The 19,558-nt window shown below is 43.1% G+C and carries 14 protein-coding genes and 2 pseudogenes; 13 read left to right on the top strand and 3 right to left on the bottom strand.

Translation table 11 applies throughout. The features are described 5' to 3' along the window. A partial coding sequence (locus tag AC1DM9_RS34095; protein ID WP_477584469.1) for a hypothetical protein occupies nucleotides 1-438 on the top strand: 438 nt, incomplete at its 5' end. Here the strand turns inward: AC1DM9_RS34095 and AC1DM9_RS34090 are convergent. Further along, a pseudogene (locus tag AC1DM9_RS34090) lies at nucleotides 416-865 on the bottom strand (transposase); the annotation flags it as partial. The gene AC1DM9_RS34095 and the pseudogene AC1DM9_RS34090 sit on opposite strands and share 23 nt — an antisense overlap. A 290-nt stretch (nucleotides 866-1,155) precedes the next feature. Between AC1DM9_RS34090 and AC1DM9_RS34085 the strand changes: the two are divergent. From AC1DM9_RS34085 to AC1DM9_RS34050, 8 genes are all read left to right on the top strand, one after another. Beyond that, nucleotides 1,156-2,928, top strand: a complete 1,773-nt coding sequence (locus AC1DM9_RS34085) for a cache domain-containing sensor histidine kinase (protein ID WP_477584466.1) — start codon at nucleotides 1,156-1,158, stop codon at nucleotides 2,926-2,928. Continuing rightward, a complete protein-coding gene (locus AC1DM9_RS34080; protein WP_441883884.1) occupies nucleotides 2,906-4,462 on the top strand; it encodes a response regulator transcription factor in 1,557 nt (518 codons plus the stop codon). Before AC1DM9_RS34085 ends, AC1DM9_RS34080 begins: the two co-directional genes overlap by 23 nt. Before the next feature lie 138 nt (nucleotides 4,463-4,600). Continuing rightward, complete coding sequence (locus AC1DM9_RS34075) at nucleotides 4,601-5,941, top strand: ABC transporter substrate-binding protein (protein ID WP_477584463.1); 1,341 nt, start codon at nucleotides 4,601-4,603, stop codon at nucleotides 5,939-5,941. Nucleotides 5,942-6,111: 170 nt separating this feature from the next. Further along, on the top strand, nucleotides 6,112-6,990 hold the full coding sequence (locus tag AC1DM9_RS34070) for a carbohydrate ABC transporter permease (protein ID WP_441884027.1): 879 nt from the start codon (nucleotides 6,112-6,114) through the stop codon (nucleotides 6,988-6,990). Between the two features lie 24 nt (nucleotides 6,991-7,014). Next, nucleotides 7,015-7,848 carry a carbohydrate ABC transporter permease gene (locus tag AC1DM9_RS34065; RefSeq protein ID WP_441883890.1) on the top strand — a complete coding sequence of 278 codons (834 nt, stop codon included), beginning with the start codon at nucleotides 7,015-7,017 and terminating at the stop codon, nucleotides 7,846-7,848. A 564-nt stretch (nucleotides 7,849-8,412) separates the two neighbouring features. Continuing rightward, entirely contained in the window at nucleotides 8,413-9,321 is a 909-nt protein-coding gene (locus tag AC1DM9_RS34060) for a helix-turn-helix domain-containing protein (RefSeq protein ID WP_477584461.1), read from the top strand. Between the two features lie 93 nt (nucleotides 9,322-9,414). Next, nucleotides 9,415-10,413, top strand: coding sequence for a phytanoyl-CoA dioxygenase family protein (locus AC1DM9_RS34055; RefSeq protein ID WP_477584459.1), 999 nt, complete (start codon nucleotides 9,415-9,417; stop codon nucleotides 10,411-10,413). 1,463 nt (nucleotides 10,414-11,876) lie between these two features. After that, the gene (locus AC1DM9_RS34050; RefSeq protein WP_477584457.1) at nucleotides 11,877-12,482 is read left to right on the top strand and encodes a DUF1349 domain-containing protein; all 606 of its coding nucleotides are present in this window, start codon (nucleotides 11,877-11,879) and stop codon (nucleotides 12,480-12,482) included. A 245-nt stretch (nucleotides 12,483-12,727) separates the two neighbouring features. Here AC1DM9_RS34050 and AC1DM9_RS34045 read toward each other — a convergent pair whose 3' ends face one another. Next, on the bottom strand, nucleotides 12,728-12,937 hold the full coding sequence (locus AC1DM9_RS34045) for a hypothetical protein (RefSeq protein WP_477584455.1): 210 nt from the start codon (nucleotides 12,935-12,937) through the stop codon (nucleotides 12,728-12,730). A 108-nt stretch (nucleotides 12,938-13,045) separates the two neighbouring features. On the opposite strand from AC1DM9_RS34045, the gene AC1DM9_RS34040 reads away from it, so the two are divergent. The 4 genes and pseudogenes from AC1DM9_RS34040 (at nucleotide 13,046) to AC1DM9_RS34025 (ending at nucleotide 18,893) form a co-directional block, all read left to right on the top strand. Beyond that, nucleotides 13,046-14,167 carry a GerAB/ArcD/ProY family transporter gene (locus tag AC1DM9_RS34040; RefSeq protein WP_477584453.1) on the top strand — a complete coding sequence of 374 codons (1,122 nt, stop codon included), beginning with the start codon at nucleotides 13,046-13,048 and terminating at the stop codon, nucleotides 14,165-14,167. Next, entirely contained in the window at nucleotides 14,151-15,599 is a 1,449-nt protein-coding gene (locus AC1DM9_RS34035) for a spore germination protein (protein WP_477584451.1), read from the top strand. The genes AC1DM9_RS34040 and AC1DM9_RS34035 overlap by 17 nt, the downstream gene beginning before the upstream one ends. After that, entirely contained in the window at nucleotides 15,596-16,735 is a 1,140-nt protein-coding gene (locus AC1DM9_RS34030; RefSeq protein ID WP_477584449.1) for a Ger(x)C family spore germination protein, read from the top strand. The genes AC1DM9_RS34035 and AC1DM9_RS34030 overlap by 4 nt, the downstream gene beginning before the upstream one ends. 584 nt (nucleotides 16,736-17,319) lie before the next feature. After that, nucleotides 17,320-18,893: pseudogene (locus AC1DM9_RS34025) on the top strand (multicopper oxidase family protein). Nucleotides 18,894-18,965: 72 nt separating this feature from the next. On the opposite strand, the gene AC1DM9_RS34020 reads toward AC1DM9_RS34025, so the two are convergent. Further along, nucleotides 18,966-19,558 (bottom strand): transposase (locus AC1DM9_RS34020; RefSeq protein ID WP_477584447.1); only part of this gene is annotated, 593 nt, incomplete at its 5' end.

The raw sequence follows: 19,558 nt of genomic DNA, 5'->3' as shown, positions 1-19,558 counted from the left end.
AGTCTAGACTTCATAATAACGCCTCCTAAGGTGAGTTCTGAGGGCTCCAACCCAGTACATACTCATCCTAGCGGGGCGTTCGTTTTACTGCAAATTGAATCTACTAACACCTACAGGAATGTTAACGGGTACGATAGTGGAGGAACATGCTTCGCCCTTCGGGGCGTTTTTTTTGAAAAAAACCTCATTATTCCTATACAAGGACGTAATAAAAAAATCACCGCTATTTCCCCCCATTTGAGAAGTGTTTCTGTAACTTATTGGGAATTATTTTTCTCAATTATGAGTTCTGTCATTATTCTTTTGTCCAGAGGTTATAATCCAATTTCAAATGCGATTGCCAGTTCGTTAAGAAGATCATCAAAACTGCCATATTTATTATTGGTTTTCGGTATCGGTATCTTTTATCAGAGCAGGGGGCCATATCGCTGTCATTAACATGATCCGGTGTAATCGATAGCGCCATAGGTAGCTCTCTTGTGGTATCAACGGCAAGATGAAGCTTGTAGCCGAACCACTCGACTTTGTTGCGGAAGGAGTCGAACTTCGCACCCCAGTTGGCATTTCCAGTCAGTTCTAATTTGCGTTTCGGTTGCTACTTCTCATAGCTATGAATCGTTGCACTATCGACAGCCATATGACTCCCATCGATGACTCCTTCTTGCATACAGCGTGTGACAAGATCATTAAATAGGCGCTTAGCAAGTTCTTGAATTGTCTTCTCGGCGATGATGCGGATTAACGTCGCTACCGAAGGAGCTTCCCGATCAAGCCGAAGCCTGCAATGGTAACGGAAGCGAAGATCCACATTCAAACGGCGATGCAGGCCTGTAAATGTATCGATGTTCTCAAGCGGTACTTGCAGTTTGTTAAAGAATAATAGGCTTTCTTGGAGAATATACAAGTGACTTCACTTGCTTGGCTCGTTTTCGGGTTGGTTACTTGAAAAACTCCAAGTCAGGGTGAAGTTTCTTTGTTATGCTCAGAAAACCTTATGGTTCTAGGGCATTGATTATTGCAAAATGCACCTTCATAAAAAAAAGAGAAAGAGTAGAAGATAATCTATTTTTTTAATATGAACTATTGTAAGCGCTGTTATAGTTTGAGTAATATAGAGTTCAGCAAACTAATGTTGAATATAAAGGAGGAACGACCATGCGTTTCCGTCATTTTCATTCCATTGTAGCCCAACTCTTTTGGTTCTGCTTTATTGGCATGACGCTTCCCGTTCTGGTCATGGGTTTTTTGTCTTACCATAAATCGTCCTCTATCGTAGAGGAACAAGTCAGTAAGGTAGCCTCGCTTACTATTACACAGGTGAGTGATAAGCTGAACCTTTATTTCAAAAAGCTTGATGATTCGTCCATGATGCTGTTAAACAGTAAGGTCATCCACAATATTTTGAAGGAACAATCGAAAGAGAAGTTGTATGAAACCACGCTCAAGATTCAAGATGGACAAGATATCCTAACATCCATCATGATTAATTCGTCAGAAATCCTCGATATCTATATATTCGATGTGAACCGCAACAATTCGGTATTAAGCTCGGACTCCTTGGTGTCTCTGGATCAATGGGATTCCGACTGGTATAAAGCGATATTGGAAGCAAACGGTAATAGCGTTTGGTTCGGACTCTCTCAAAACTCTTATTTAAAAAAAACGGAAATGGGGTTTCCTGTATTCGGCCTTGGCCGCGCCATACGAAGCTGGGAAACCGGCGACATTATCGGCGTGATGTTTTTTGAGATTATGGGCGAGGTTCTGATCGATGAGCTTGACCGCGTTCAATTTGGGGATACGGGTTACATCTACGTCACAAATGACAAGAACCGTTATTTCTATCATCCGGATTCCAAGCAGTATGGGAAAGAGTCCAAGCTCATCCTTCCTTCGCAAGCGACGGAATATAACAAAGACAACAAAAGCACGCTGGTGATTCCTGAACGCCTGTATAACGGCTGGGATGTGGTTGGGGTTGTACCTCTCGAGGAACTGACAGCCGATTCGGCCAGTATCCGGAAATTCACGATGTGGATTGCACTTTGCTGCATCCTTTCTGCAATGGGCATGGGGTATTTCGTTACCCGTAAAATCGGTAATCCGTTAGTTAATCTGAGCCGATTGATGCGTAAAGGCGAGAACGGCGACCTGAGCGTCCGGAGCAAGAGCGTCGGCCGGAACGAGATTGGGCAGCTGGGCCGCAGCTTTAATAAAATGATCAAACAGATCGATCTGTTAATCGCCCGAATCGCCAAGGAGGAATCGGAGAAAAAAAAGGCGGAGGTACGAGCGCTCCGCTATCAAATTAACCCTCACTTTCTTTATAATACGCTGAACTCGATTAGGTGGATGGCTAAATTGAACCGGACCAATGATGTAGATAACGCCGTCACTACGCTGGTTCAAATATTGGAAGGCAGTCTTGAACGGAATGGCGTTTTCATTCCACTCGGGGAGGAGCTTGAACTGCTCCAGAAATATATGATCATTCAGGAATACCGCTATGATAACAAAATCAGTTTAAATATCCATTGCCGGGAGGAGCTCAAAAAAATACAAATTCCCCGAATGCTGCTTCAGCCCATCGTCGAAAACGCCATTTTCCATGGGATCGCTCCAAAGGATGCAGATGGATCAATTGATATCGAAGTCGAACAAAACGGGAAAAATATCGTGGTCAAAATAACCGACGACGGTATCGGAATAGATGAAGGAAGGCTTCATCAACTGCAGATGAACGATAAAGAGCGCAGCAATAAAGGGATGACCAATATCGGGCTGAATCATGTTCATCAGACCATCCAGTTATATTACGGAAATACATACGGTCTCAGCATCTCAAGTATCAAAAACGAAGGGACCCGGGTGCTTATTACGATTGCTGATTCAAAGGAGGAAACTTATGTACAGAGTGCTATTGGTTGATGACGAGAAGATAGCGCGAATCGGGCTTCGTACCACTTTTGATTGGGAGAGACACGGATTTACATTGGTTGGTGAAGCGTCAAACGGGCAAAACGCAATGAAATGGATTCAGAATCAAGAGATTGATATATTGATCACCGACATTGCTATGCCTGTGATGGATGGACTCGAGCTCACGCGCAAGACTAAAGAATTATGTCCTTGGGTCAAGGTGTTGCTGCTCAGCTGTCATAATGATTTCGAATATGTGCGGGAAGGAATCCGGTTAGGGGCCAGCGATTACATCTTGAAGCCGACACTTAATTCGGATTCACTCATAACGGTTCTGAATCAAATGAAAAAAAAGCTTCAGGAAGAAAGCGAGAACAGACAAATCGTTCAGCAGTTTGAAGACCAACAGCTCGCTAATAAGCTGAAAATGCTGGAGAAGACATTCTGCAAAGCGCTATGCGGTGACTTGGCTGCTATCGAACGAATAAAGACAGAATGCCCGGAAGAAAGCTACCGTATTGCCGCATTGGGGATCAACGTATTTGGCAAAACGGATGCTGAAAGGAATGATCTCCTAACGGAGCTGGGAGAAGTGCTCAAACAGGTACTCTATCAAGCATTTGGTTCCTATGTGTCGGTCATGCTTCGTCCGGACTTGCTTTTGGCTGCTCTTCCTGTACACCCAAACATGCATGCCACGTTTTATGAGCTTATCGAGCAGTTTTCGCAGCATACCGAGTCGCACCTACTGCAAGTATCCATAGGACTCAGCGTCGTTTATGAGAATTATCTTGAACTTCAGAATGCCTCCATGGAGGCGAAAAAAATGCTAGCGGTCGGTTTCTTCCTCGGACCGTGTCGCTTGATTGCTGCTGAGGAGCAAACGGATTCCATTTCGGCATCGCCCTATCCTTTTGCGACAGCCTTACACGATCTCAAAGAGTCGTTAACGATGGGCTTTCATTCCAGATCAGAACAAATAATAAATGAAATCATGAAGCATTGGTTACCGCAATATCGATCGAAAGAGGAAGTGCTGCAGGAGGCAGAGGAATTGCTTAGCCTGTTTGCCATATTCAAAGACGCAGATTCTTCCATCATCCGGAAAATCCGGGAGCTTGGCAGGCTGTGTTATGTCACTGAGGTCATTCAACATGTAAAAGATGGCTACCAAACAATCGTGGGCGGTGAAGACTCTCCGCGGCCGGATAAAACATTGCACCAAAGGATCGTAATGGAGGCCGCTGACTATATCAAGAGCCATTATAGGGAATCGATCTCCCTGCAGGAAGTGGCTGATGCGGTAAATGTTAGCAGGAATTATTTCAGCGAAATGTTCAAACGTGTGACAGGAGAGAACTTCATCGACCACCTGATCGCCTTGCGCGTAAAGAAAGCGAAGGAGCTGCTGCAAGGATCATCGCTCAAGGTATATGAGGTAGCCGAGCAGTCTGGTTTTAACGACGTAAAATATTTTAGCAAGCAATTTAAAAAGATCGTAGGTGTATCTCCAGCCGAATTTCAAGGTTTGTTGCGAAAATAAAATCATGCTAATTGCGGAAAACAAGACACTCTTTCGGAACATAAACCGTTCAAACCCGCTTTGACAATGAACTATAATTAAAGCGCTTACAAAATATTTTTGAGTGAAAATTAGATATCTTGAGGGAGGAAAAAGAGAATGAAAAAGCTCAAATGGTCTCTACTCATCATGATTATTGCTGTGTCTGCTTTGATTCAAGCCTGCGGTACGAGCGGTGGTGGCAACAACGGGGTGTCTAATGGAGAAGAAGCCGGAACAAACAGTCCAAAAGAGGGGAAAGTGAAAATCAAGTGGGCTACATGGGGAAATCCGGGAGAATTAACAAGGTTTCAAGATTTCACAAACGATTTTAATAAGAAGCATCCTGAAATTGAAGCAGAGTTAATCCCGATCCCGGGGGAGTACGATCAAAAAATCTTAACGCAATTGAGTGGCGGAACGGCCCCAGACATTTTCTATGCCGGTGACGCTTTTATTGTTAAATTGATTGAAAACGGCAGCATCGAGGAACTCACACCGTTAATGGATGATGCAAGAAGCGCGGTTAAGAAGGAGGATTTCTTTCCTGGCCTATGGGGAGCCGCTGAGCGCGATGGTAAAATATACGGGGCCACGGTAGACAATAACCCGATGGTGCTTTGGTATAACAAGAAGGTGTTAAAGGACGCAGGCATTACTGAAATGCCAGCCGATTTGCAGGAACAGGGTAAGTGGAGCTGGGATGCCTTTAAGGAAATGACCGATAAAATCCGCGAAAGCGGCAAATATGGTTACGTACTTGATAATGCATGGAACAGCACACACAGTTGGGTAACCTCTAACGGCGGAAAGGTTTATGACGACAATGGCAAATATATCGGCTACACGGATCCGAAAGCGGTCGAAGCATTCCGATTCTTATATGATAACGTCAAGAGTAAAAACATTACATTTGCCGGTACGCTTCCAAAAGGACAAGGCGGCGATGCGATGTTTATGTCCAATCAGGTTGGCTTTGTCGGCGCAGGGCGCTGGTACCTGCCGTTGTTCAAGAAAAACGATAGCCTCGAGTACGATATCGTCACCTGGCCGACAAATACCGGCAATAAAATCGAGCCTGCAGGTATCCCGACAGCCTATATGGTACTGAATAAGACTACCAAGCATAAAGAGGCGGCGTACACCTTCTTGTCGGAATTCGTCAATAAGGAAGGTCAAACCTATCGTCTTCAAGGAGGTGGCAATGCCGTTCCTTCGGTATCGGGAGCAGATGAAGTAGTGCTTGAAGGGAACCTTCCCGAGCATGCACAGTTTTTCCTGGATGCCCGTGAAATCGGCTATGCATTAACCCCGTTTGAAGCGGGTATTCCCGGTCTAAGTAATGATATTAATTCCCGTTTTGAGGCGCTATGGCTGAAAAATGAGGATTTGGATACAGCAATGAAGGAAATCGAGGAATTGGCGAACAAGAAGATTGAGGAATACAAAGGAAAAAAATAAGCAAGCAGCAGTCCTTTCACAAGGGAATGGAAGGGGCTTCCGAACATTCGGAAATCCCTTCCTTCTTACTATAATAGAGGAAGGGTGGCGTGGCGAACATGGATATGAAAACGGCCGTTAATAATGGGCCCTCTCCGTCAATAGACCAAACAGATACGAAACGTCATTTCATGAGGACGAAGACGGTGGACAGCCTTTGGGGATATTTTTTCATCTTTCCGCAAATGGTCGGTTTGGTTATCTTTTCGTTGATTCCGCTTATATTGGCTTTCGCCATCAGTCTAATGAGCTGGGACGGCTTCGGTGAACGGACCTTTGTCGGACTGGACAATTTCTTGGGGCAGTTTAAAGATCCCGATTTCAGGATCGCGCTTGTTAACACGCTGTATTATACCGTTCTCACCGTACCGACCGGCATCATTCTGGCGATGCTTGTTGCTATTGGCTTAAATAAAGTAAAAGGAAAGATCCTTTACCGGCTCATTTATTTTATGCCTAACATTACGATGTCCGTAGCTGTAGCAGTCGTTTTCATGTGGCTCTTTAACGCGGATTTTGGGTTGATTAATTTATATTTAAAAGATTGGTTCGGAATTGAAGGTCCCCGTTGGCTGACAGACACGCGGTTCGTAATGCCTTCCATTGCGCTGCTTAGCATATGGATGGGACTTGGAGGCAGTATGGTGCTTTTCCTTGCCGGATTACAGGGAATATCAGCGACATATTACGAGGCTGCACAAATTGACGGCGCCAGCAAATGGCAGCAGCTGCGGCATATTACGGTTCCTTTGTTGTCATCGACTACATTTTTTGTCACCATCATGTCCGTGATCGGATCTTTCCAGGTGTTTGATCAATCCTTTGTCATGACCTCGGGTGGACCTGCAAAAGCCAGTTATACACTTGTATACCACATTTATGACTCGGCATTTGTTGATTTTACCTTCGGTACAAGCACATCGGCCGCTGTCACGCTGTTTGCGATGATTTTGACGCTGACCTTGCTGCAGATGAAAATATCCAAACGTTGGGTTCATTACGAAGAATAAGGATGACCGGGAAGGAGAAAACTCATGAATTCGAAAAAGCTTCAACCCTCTACGATGGTGCTTCATGTCGTGCTGATCATTGGGGCCTGCATCATGGGGCTGCCTTTCCTATGGATGATACTCAGTGCGCTAAAAGATTTGTCCCAAGTGTTCGTCGTTCCGCCTAAATGGATTCCAGAACCGTTCGTATGGTCCAATTTCAAAACTTCGTTGACGGCCTTGCCATTCGGGCGAGCTTACTTTAACAGCTTCTATATTAATGTCATCGTCGTATTCGCGCAGCTGATAACATGCTCGATGGCTGCATACGCTTTCGCCAAAATCCGGTTCCCATTCCGGGAACCGCTGTTCATATTGTTTCTGGCAACGATGATGGTGCCCGGACAAGTGACAATCATCCCGCTGTACTTGATGATGAAAAATTTCGGCTGGCTCGATACGCATCAGTCGATCATCGTGCCTGCTGCCTTATTAAATGCCTTTGGCGTTTTTCTGCTCCGCCAATTTTTTAGAGGCATCCCGAAGGAAATGGAAGAAGCAGCCATTGTGGATGGTGCCAATCGCTTTACGATCTATACGCGCATCATGCTTCCGCTTGTCAAGCCTGCACTTTCAGCACTCGGCATATTTACGTTTCTGGGCATGTGGAACAATTTCTTTTATCCGCTTATCTTTCTCAACAGCCCGGAGCAATTTACGGTACCTATGATGCTGAATCTATACCGAGGTATGTATGCGACGGACTGGACGCTGATGATGGCTGGTGCTTCAATCGCTCTGCTCCCGGTATTGGTCGTTTACATGATCGGACAGCGTTATATTATTGAAGGGGTAACACTGTCCGGCATAAAAGGATAAACCGATCATAAAAAAACGGGTTGAGACCTAAGAGACCTCCATCCGTTTCCTTATCGTACAGCGATGCCCGCGAGCCCCGTATTTCTCCTATGTTGACGATCCTATAATTTTTAGTATTTTTAAATATTGTTATACAACATATGTGGGCATCCGTTTCTTAGGAACGAAGATGTCCATTTTTTTGTGTCGATGAAGTTGAGTGGAGGGAAAGATATGGCTTCGTTTTTCCATACATACTGTCCGGAGGGGATCAGCAGCAAGTATCGACTGAATGTATGTGATGATTCGAAGGAGGCATTCATACCTCTGACTGAGTTTTTACCACGACCAGCTCAACAGGATCAGTGAGAGTATCAGTCATATAATGTGTAAACCACAAATGAAACTTGGCCTTATACGACCGGTCACAGAAAGGCCGTCATATACAATATCTGAATGCCGCTAATACTAGTAGGTATTTTTCTTTTATTAGCATTAGAATATTTATATGATATCTTCAAGCGAAGGGACAAATAAAATAATTCCTTTGACTGTACATATTAGATAGAGAGGGAGTTGATGAATATGAGTGAACAAGAGCAAGAGACCTTTCAATTGCCATTAGTCCATAACGCAGGAGACTTTGTCATCCAAGCTGGATTTGTGCTCGGGCCCAGGCAAATTGACGATTTCGAATTAGTCTACTTTCCCGATGGTACCCTAACGGAATATGAGATAGGCGGAAGCCTATTTGTTCTTAATGAGCCATGCTTCATATTCACACGCCCAGGTGACTGGCATACCTACCGGTTTGCGCCGGAAAAAAACGTACGGCATTTGTTTGTGCATTTTGATTATGCCTCACTGCGGAAAGCGGACGAACGATTCGTGGCCTTGCTCCGAGAAGGGCATATGTTCCTGGCAGGGCGCCATATGCTCGTAACTGGCTTAATGGAGAAAATACTTTGGATTGCGAATCACCAGCCTGCGTATTGGCGGAGAAGGCTTGCCGTTTTGATTTCCGCCTCTCTAGAAGAACTATCGTCCTTTTCTTCACAAGTTGCGGAAGGGGAAGCCATTCCCTTGCCTATTCCTGTTCAACACGCGATTACTTATATGGAAGAGCATTTGACCGATTCCGTAAAGATTGAAGAAATCGCAGCGATATCGGGCTGGTCACATGAATACTTCACACGAATGTTTGTCGCTACCACGGGCATGTCCCCCAAACGGATGCTGCTCGAATTACGGTTTCGGCGTGCTGAGATATTGATGATGAGGGGCACCGGCACAGTGAAACAGATTGCCTATTCAGTAGGCTTCGGTGATGAACACCATTTCTCAAAAATGTATAAAAAAGTTCGAGGAATAACGGCATCGGATTACATAAAAAGGTGCCAGGATCCCTTATTTCGCCATACGGTATCCGTATTGGACCCGTACACGCCTTATCCTTTAAATCGAAATATTTTGGTGAATTCCTTGGTCAAATAAACACATCATTTGCCGGTTTTAGACTATGGAGAGTGCTGCTTCATCACGCTAAAATTAGGGGGTAGGCATATAAATCGAGGGAGTGAACTGGTTATGGGGAAGTTTTATATACCTAAATCACGTGCGAGGGATAACCGCTATTTAGTAAGCGTGAAGGATTATTCCCACTATCACAGAGAAGGCTACTTAATTGTCAGAAACTTATTGTCAAAAGAAGACATCGACGAGCTATATGAATTAGCAGAGCAATCAAGGCTTAATAGCCTTCAGCTAGATAATCAGGCAGATCGTGATAGCAAGGACCCTCTCAAAGAGGAATTTGCAAAGGCGACACGTATTCATATGATGTCTCGTTTTAGCGGAGCAGCGGAGAGGGGCATGCTTAACCCTCGAATAGTCGATGTTACAGAGGCATTGGTCGGGCCGGATGTATACGCCCTTCAGTCCATGCTTTTCTTAAATCCTCCTGGAAAAGGCGGTCAAGGCTGGCATCAGGATGCATGCTATATTAAGACGCATCCGGATACGTTAATCGGAGCGTGGATCGCCTTAGAGGAAGCAGATGAAGAAAATGGCTGCTTATGGGTTGTACCCGGTTCGAACCACGAACCCATATATCCTCCTGATGGTGTTGGAGGAGGAAATGTGCACGCGGTGGATGCATTCGAGGATTTGAATGGTGTGCAGAATGTGAGCCATTTAGACGATAATGTGAATACGCTATCTAAGGTTGTCGCAAACTATCCTCCTGCCATACCTGTTCGGCTAAGTCCTGGAGATGTTTTATTTTTCCATTCGCATCTACTTCATCGCTCCTATCCGAATCGTACCCAGGATCGCTACCGTCGCTCATTCGTTTGCCATTATTGCAATGCACGTTCTTGGGTGCCGTGGGACCATGACGGATTCGAAGGTCATTCAGGGAATTACCGTCAAATTCTCGTCCGCGGAAACACAAACCTCCCTTATGCTGAGCCAGCATTTGAAACTGAGGTTTATTTGGTAGACGGAGAAGAAGAATCGAGCAGCGTTACAATGATGGGGATGGATAATGGTATGATGATGCCAATTGGAATGGAAAAAGGCGAATAAGCAGTTTTGATATTTGGATTGTTTCCAACCATATTGAAATAAATAAAATACAGTCGCCTCAAGCGGGTTCATAGCTTGGGGCGACTGCTCTGTGTAAACATCTATACATATCAAACCTTTTCTGTCTATTGGGCATGAAAGAAGCATATCGCTTTCATTATATAAATTCCAACTGCCCAATTCGACTGTTCGTAACAGCAGCTTACACAATAATGGAGATGATGGCATCGCTGTGTGGACGAGTAAAGCCAATGGCGCGTCAGCAGTGTCACACGATTTAGAACAACTGGCGTGCAGCAGCCGTAGCATTCTTTGGAGGAGGAGGACACAAGTCAACAAATAATGCTATCAGCGACACTGTAGACGGTAACGGTATCAGAATGAATACCCTGTTCCCTGATTACCCACTTTCAGAACAATGCCGGCATTCTCTTACCAGATACGATTATTAGTAGTGGCATAAGTAACATCAATGGTACTGTGCTTGACGAATATTAACCTCACGATTCACATTGCCGCATAAAGGAGCAGCTATTTACACATATACCGGCAATGGGTATGCAACGTTTAACAATCTGACAACGAGTAATATCGCTAATCCTAACGTGAATTACATTCAAAATGGCTTTGGATCATTCAATAAAAATGGCATTCGAAGAGACAACAAGAAACAGGTTTATTACCATCTTAAGCTAATCAGAAATGGATAGAGCAGTGGATTCGTGTGGTTCTGTTTGGAATTGTTTTTTMTATAATACGTTCTATCATGATACGTTTATCTCGTCGCGGATTCAAGTACAGGGGAATGTTATGCTTAGCTAAACAACATCTACTTTTTTCATAGCTGTAATTAAAGTAGAGAATGGACATTCACCTGGTTGAGCAATCATGAATTGCTGAAGGACTTTTCTTGATGTCACGTCGATACCAGATACGTGTCCGTCATAACTGGTTTAGTTTGGTTTATAGCGGTAGAGCAGAGAATGATCCAAAAGAGCAGTATCGCTTATCCTTGATGTATACAGATACAAATAAACCTACAGTCAATTCAAATGATGTAATGCTCCTAAGGAGTCTATCATCGGCCATATATATGATAATGTTAATTGTTAAAAATGGAAAAAGTTTGATATAATTGCAAAGAGAGATTGGCCGCTATTTTCATTATTATAATCAACACAGATATCAGTTGGGACTTCCTACCTCGATGAATCGTTTAGTTCCATCTCAAAAATGTTGAAAAGTAATCATCAATTGTAAAGTCCAACTCTTACTAGTGAATTATTGCGTTAATTAAAGACTGTTTAATTTAACTGTCAAACATGTCGGTTTTCTAATGTGAATGAGATTGATTAGGTTATATATCGATGTCTCAGCTTAAAATGGTACTATGTATTTAAGCAATCAGCTACTTTAAACTAGTAATTTGCATCATATTTTATCTAAACAAAGGAGAATCTCAAATGGGAAATTCAATATTTGACGATTTTAAGTGGATTAATGAAAGCAAGGCAACCTATGAAAATGACAAACTGATTATTGAAGCCCCTGCAGAAAGTGATTTCTTCTGTAATAATGGACCCGTTTCCGAAACAGGAATTACACCGGAAAATCTTTGCAATGCTCCATTTTATTACAAAGAAGTTACTGGCGATTTTGTGATGCGTGTTCAGGTTTCTCATGATTTCAGGGATACTTACGATGCGGCGACCATTATGGTTATGCAAGATCTCCAGGTGTGGGCTAAAGCATGCTTCGAACAGACAGATTTTGGTACACATGCTGTAGTAAGTGTTGTCACGAATCATCATTCGGATGACGCTAACGGGTGTAATATTAACGGAAATCATGTATGGTTACAGGTTGCAAGAGTTGATAATTCATTTTCATTCCATTATTCGTTGGATGGGGTTAAGTTCGATATGATGCGATTCTTTAGCTTACCAGTCGATAAGAGAATCAAGGTGGGACTTGTAGCGCAAGCGCCAATAGGAAAAGGTGGAGAACGAGTCTTTCAAAACTTTTCATTGACAAATACAAAGGTTAACAATATTCGGTATGGTGTATAACTTGATTCGAATGTGTTCGTTAACAAATATAAAGAGGTTTTTTCCAAGATATAAGAAACTGATTAAGCTGCGATAACCCCAAATAAGTGCGGGATTATCGCAGTTTTTTTTATTTATAATACACCTGTATTCCTGTGGCGAACTGCCAGAACCCAAATACTTCTTAATATCTTCATTGGCATTATTCGTATAGAGAGAGAGGAACAGATAAACTCAGCTGATAGCGAAGAACGCATAAAATCAATTTATTGCGAATCTACCGATTTCACGACAGGCTGAAGCCGATCAGCAATAAAGAAACATAGCAGTACGGGAACCAGCGTAATGGCATTCACGAGTATAAATCCCCATGTTCCAGCAGCTATCCTTTGGTACCAATAGTAGTCAGATAAAAACACATACACCATAACAAGCCAGACGGCTGAAAAAGTAGACACGATAATATAAGCTTTCACAATGATATCTCACCTCTGAGCTATTATTCCTTATGCGCAACCCAATTATGCTACGAATAAATTACCAATTACAGCGCATAATGAATCAATCGGTAAGGGAGGTTCAATATGGAACGTCGTATCACGACAATAAGCAACTTTCAAATGATGACCCTAATCGTCATTTCAACGATCGGAACCTCGAGTCTTTACGCCCCTGCAACATTTGCCGATTATGCGGAACGAAACTCTTGGTACTTGGCAGTGGCGGGAGGAATAATGGGGCTCATAAATTTGTTCGTTTTTTTGAAGCTCAATCAACTTTACCCGAATAAAAATATCATTTCCATTTGTACGCATCTGCTTGGTTCTTGGATCGGAAGCGTTATGGCCTTTTTATTTATCTGCTATTTTATTGACGTAACGTCTTGGGTTTTACGCGAGTTTTCCCAGTTTTTTATTATCGTTTTAAATCCGCTCATTCCGCAGATCTGGTATTTGTCTGCCGGTGCTATCATGTGTGCGTACGCGGCTTATCATGGCCTTGAAGTGTTTGCGCGTGTTTCGGAAATAATATTCTTTGTTACGGTAACCACCTTTTTGTTGATCTACATGCTGCTGATCAACCAATATCACCCCGAATATTTGCTTCCAATACTGGAAAACGGTCTGGCTCAGCCGCTCAGGGGGCTTTTACTTTCCATGTCCTGGTTTGGTGATTTGATGTTTATATCAATGGTCCTGCAGCATGTTCGTAAGACGAAGCACACGACTGCTTATGCCATGAGTGCCGTGGGCATTACTTTGCTTCTGCTTTTGATGTCGATCTTATCGTGCACGATGCTGTTTGGGGGCAAGACGACGGCAACCTTTACTTACCCGAGCATTAGTCTCATTCAAAATATAAAGCTGTTCAGCAACATAGAACGGTTTGATGCCGCGCTCGTTGTTGTTTGGGTGATGAGCTCGTTTATCAAAATAACGGTATACTTCTGGTCCGCGCACCAAGGTCTTTCACAATTGCTGCGGCTCCGCAAGCCTCACATGTTCATTATTCCGATGGCCATTGGTTTTGTTATCGTCTCCAAGTTCAAAGTATGGGGATTAATCGAGCTATCTACCTTTTATGACAGCCAGGCTTGGTATTTTGTTATGTTTCAGCTATTCATTCCAGCCTTGCTGCTGTTTATTGCTTTGATCAAAGAGAATATGAAAAAAAAAGCAGGTGAATGCTGTGGGCAACAACAGTAACAACAAAACAAAGCTCACGAGCAACGTTTGCGAGAACAAACGATTGCTAAAGGAATACATGCAAGCGACGGATGATCTGGTTATGGTTCATTCCGCCTTTAGCCAGGGCCAGTCTGCTACGGTATGTTATCTAAATGAAATGACAGATACGAGGAAGCTTGATCTTATGCTGATTCGATATAAAGAAGACGAAAACCTGCTGACTGCTTTCCGAATGGACGAGAAGGTCTACACCATCGAGGATGCCGCGGACTCTCTTGCGGCTGGCCTATCGGTACTACTTTTTGATGAAAAAGAATATGCGATATCCATCAATACGCTTGGAATCCAACTGCGAAGCGTGGATGAACCGGTAACTGAAGCGGTAGTGAAAGGTCCAAGAAGCGGATTTACGGAGTCCTTGACCAATAATCTAGCTTTGATCCGTTATCATTTTCCGTCTCCCATCTTAAAGGTTGAATACCGCAAGGTAGGTCACTTGAGTAAAACAAACCTCATCATTCTGTCAGTTGGAGGAATAACGAATCCGGAAATTTTAAAGGAAGTCCACTTAAGAATCAGTGAAATTCCAGCGGATACGATACTGGAAGGCAACTACGTGGAGGAGTGGATTACCGATAATCGCGGGACCTTATTTCCGTTAATTGAATCGACAGAGAGGCCTGATCGAGTTATCGGCGCATTGCTTGACGGCAGAATTGCGGTCATTGTGCAAGGAACGCCTTTTGTAATGCTTCTGCCGTTCGTTTTTTTGCAAGCATTCCAAGTGAGCGAGGACTACGCTTGGAACTACTATATCGGCTCTGTGATGCGCCTAATTCGATTTTTCAGCGCAATGATAGGCATGCTGCTACCTGCTTTTTACGTAGCTACGGTTACGTTTCACCATGAGCTGGTACCGACGACGTTACTGCAGAGCATAGCATCGGCGAAAGAGCCTGTTCCTTTTCCGGCGGTGGTGGAAAGCTTCATGATGATGATCGCTTTCGAAATTATGCGCGAAGCGGGCATCCGCATGCCGAAGCAGGTCGGACAAGCTGTCAGCATCGTAGGCGCCCTCATATTGGGGCAAGCTGCCGTAGCAGCTGGAATCGTATCCCCCATTATGGTTATCGTCGCTGCTTTAACTGGAATTTGCACGTTTACGCTGCCTCCTACCGCTATTAACTATGTCATTCGTATGCTTCAGTTCGGAATGACGCTGCTTGCATCCTTGCTAGGATATGTCGGAGTGATGATTGGGATCATTATGCTCTTGACGTACCTCGCTTCGCTTCGCTCATTCGGCATTCCTTATTTGGGACCTGCTTCACCATTTAAGTTCGAAGAATTAACGGACATTATCGTTCGTAGGCCGCATTCAATGAGCAATAAACGGCCCGGATTGTTTCGTTCGATTCAAAACAGGCGATTCTCAGGTAAGCAAAGATGAAAGCAAGAAAATGGTTTGCTGTCGCGGTAATTGTTGTTTGCTTTATTAGTACGGGCTGCAAGGGCAGTATGGAGCTTAACGAGCTCCATATCGTACATTCCATTGCCATTGACAAAGGAGAGAACGGAGCGGTTAGATTAACGGCTGAAATTGCGAGGCTGACGACTGGTGGACAACAGCCGAAGGGGATGCAGGAGCGAACGTTTTTTTTATCCACGGAGGGTAGAAGCTTATTCGAGGCCGCCCGTCTCATGAGATCGAAATCGGACCGAACGCTGCTTTGGGGCCACACGTCGGCCATTATATTTAGTGCGGACCTAGCCAGGAGCGGAATTGATAAGATGTTAGAGGATATCCGACGGTTAAGACAATTTCGGAATTCAACTTTAGTATACGTAAAGGAAGGTACTGCCTTTGAAGCGTTAAAAGTATCTATGCCAAACGTATCCATTTCTTCTCAAGCACTAAGGGGTTTATCCGAGGGAGGGAACACGACGGCCTTGACCCATAAAACTACTTTCATTGATGTCTATCAAGAATTAATTAACCAGTACAAAGACATAAGCATTCCGTCGATAGAGATTGTTAGTGACCAGGTAGATAAAAAACTTCAATTGTTACAGACGAAGGGACTTTTTGCTTTTAAAGGCGATCATCTCGTCGGTTTCTTGCATGTACAGGAAACAAAAGGTTTCCTTCGTGCTTCAGGCCAGATGAACGGTTCTTCCGAAACGATAGGGTGCGGGCGAAAGAAGGAGATGCTGACATTTGAAAACATTAATAACCGCAGCGTCATACATCCTAATGTGGATCAGCAGCTCAAAGCAATTGTCAAAATAGAAATTTATGCGGATCTGAATTTAACTAGTCAACAATGCACAGATACGAAAATCGATTCGGAAGAGGTAGCCGCTTGGGAGAGAGCGTTAAATGAAAGCATTACCCAAGAGATCGATCGGTTTATCCTATTTTCCAAGAAAAATAAGGTTGATATGCTTGGGATAGGAGAAATGATTCATCGAAAGCAGCCAAAATATTGGCGTAAAATGAAGGATAATTGGAAGGAGTACTATCCGGTAGTGAAATTTGACATACAGGTGCATACGAGAATAGATCATACGAATTTTACTTCTTGAGTCATAAAGGCTGGTAGTCACATTAAGGTGATTCTGGCCTTTTATGCGTTAAAAGCAATGGTGGTTATTCGTTAAAATGAACTTTCATTAAAACTCTATCAGAAACTTAAATATCTCCTTAGGCTTCCAGATGCTTCTTGCGTTACTTTTATAGAGACGAGTAACTGTAATAATTACCTTCTTAACCTACATACTTTTTCATTCCTTATTTAGAGTGGACTTACATAACACTGCAATCCCCCCAAGCTTGGAACGAACACATTAGCTCAAACGGTGAAGAAAAAAAGAGCTACCGACCATTGTATTAACCAAAAATATAGACTTTTCAATGGCTTTGATAAAGCATCTACTACAAAGAATTATGCACAGCTGCGAGGAGAGCGCAGCAGAGAATACAAGAACTTTATCCCCATACCTAATGGAAAACTTGCAAAATTATATCTAATACTCAAATGAATCAAAACATTTAAGTTGTAAGCGTATCTGAAAAAATCATTAAGGAAATCTCCACAAAAATACATAGTGGGACATCTGTCGTTCATACTCTTTCTTAAGGTATTAACCATGAGGAGGTCTCCACATATATGCCCGTAAAAGTAAAACTTCAAAAATTCGTCGATAAACTTCCGATTATAAAAACCATTTCCCCGATGAAACGAGACAAGAAAGGTTCGTATTATGAAGTGACCATGAGGGAATTTACACAAAAACTACATCGTGATCTAGGGCCTACCCGCTTATGGGGCTACAACGGAATGTACCCAGGCCCTACTTTCGATGTGGTAAAGGATGAAACGACATATGTCAAATGGATGAATGATCTGCCCAAAGAGCATTTTCTTCCCATCGATACAACCGTTCATGGAGCAGAAAAAACAAATCCACAGGTTAGGACTGTGGTTCATTTGCACGGTGGAAAACAGCATGACCATAGTGATGGATACCCTGATGCTTGGTTTACGAGAAATTTTGAACAAACAGGACCTATGTTCCAAAGAAAAGTGTGCGAGTATCCCAACCTAGAAGCCACTACGTTATTTTATCATGACCATACAATGGGCATTACAAGGTTGAACAATTATGCGGGACTTGGAGGTTTTTTTATTATTCGTGATGAGCATGAGCAATCCCTAAATCTACCGTCAGGAAAATATGAAATCCCACTCATGATTCAGGATCGCTCGTTTAACCTGGATGGCTCGCTCTATTACCCCGATTCTCCTGATAAAAACAATCCTCGTCTGCCATATCCTTCAATTGTCACACCTTTTGATGCAGATTACATTTTGGTAAAAGGAAAAGTGTCCCCCTATCTTGAAGTAGAGCCGAGAAAATATCGATTTCGCATTTTAAATTACTGCAATAGTCGAGCCCTTACATTCAAATTGGACTCTGGACAACCATTATATCAAATAGGAACTGATCGGGGATTACTTGAGAAACCAGTGAAAATGAATGAGATCCTCCTTCTTACGACTGAACGTGCGGATGTGATCGTCGATTTTTCTCGATCTTTCGGCAAGATGATCGTTCTTAAATATGTCTTCAAGGGCGCCTCCCCCGAAACAACCGGAGTGATGCAGTTCAGAGTAACCACTCCGTTAAAAGGAAAAGATTAGAGTTCCCTTCCAGATCACTTAACGAAAATTAATTTTCTTTCTAGAGAAATGGCAACAAGGACTAGAGATCTCACACTCGTTAGGGTGGAAGATGAATACGGAAGATCGTTGAATTTACTTGACAGAAAAATGTGGAATGATCCTATATCCGAGAAAATAGACTTCGGAACTGTTGAGATATGGCGATTAATCAATACGTCAAATGATGACCCCCCATACATCTACATGTTGTTGATATGCAAATTCTTGAGCGCCAGCCTTTTAACGTTGCTCATTTTCATGCCACTGGAGTGCTTAAGTTTACAGGGCTTGCAGTTCCTCCTGGACCTAATGAAAGGGGATTTAAGGATACGATTCGTGCTCCGACTGGTAGCGTTACCTCTTTTATTGCAAGATTTGATCCTTTTGCTGGACTTTTTGTATGGCATTGTCACATGCTCGAACATGAAGATTACGAGATGATGCGACCATTTGAAATCGTGAAGAAAAAAAACAGACTTAAAATTATATTAAAGAGAATGTTTTACCTTTCACGTTAAAGGTAAAGAAAAGAACACACATATAATGAATTCACAGCCTATTTAGGGTATGAACATGTAGAATGTGATAATTCAGATTTGCTGTACTAATTTCGAGAGATAAGTTTGCCGTGAATAGATGGACAAACCGAAAATCTCTATAGAAGTGATGGGAGAACGATCAACGATAGCCGCCAGCGCTCTCCCCTCGTTGCTTAGCCTTCGTGGCTGAACATTAGCATCCACGTAAAGTCTATTGCAGAGGTCATAGGCTGCGTTCAAATGCAGAAGGTTATAGCCTCTCGTGCTCGATTGGCTCTGATAATAGGAGTCCCTATCCGCAGGGTTCGTTGTGATATGCAAATCCGAACCGTCAATGGCAAGCAAACGATACCAGCGATAGTTCTTGAGATTCGTATACGATTGCGTAAATTTGTGAAACAAGAACTCCACAGCAGACGGCAAGATTTTCTTCCTTTGTTGAACAAAAGCAGAAGTGGTTGCGGTGTTTACGTGAAAGCCCTGTGATTCCAAGAGTTCCTTGTATAGGCTATTGCCGCCCATAGAAATCAGGAGTTGCATAACCGTTTCAAAGGGCAACTTTTTCTTGCGGGTAAAATCTTTTTCAGGGTTTTTGACATAAGGTGCTGGTGCAACTGACATTTCTCGTATGAGTCTCGTATGAG

This window comes from Paenibacillus sp. 01T431, assembly GCF_056398625.1.
Note: the sequence above shows the minus strand (reverse complement) of the source record. Positions and strands in the feature narration are given on the sequence as shown.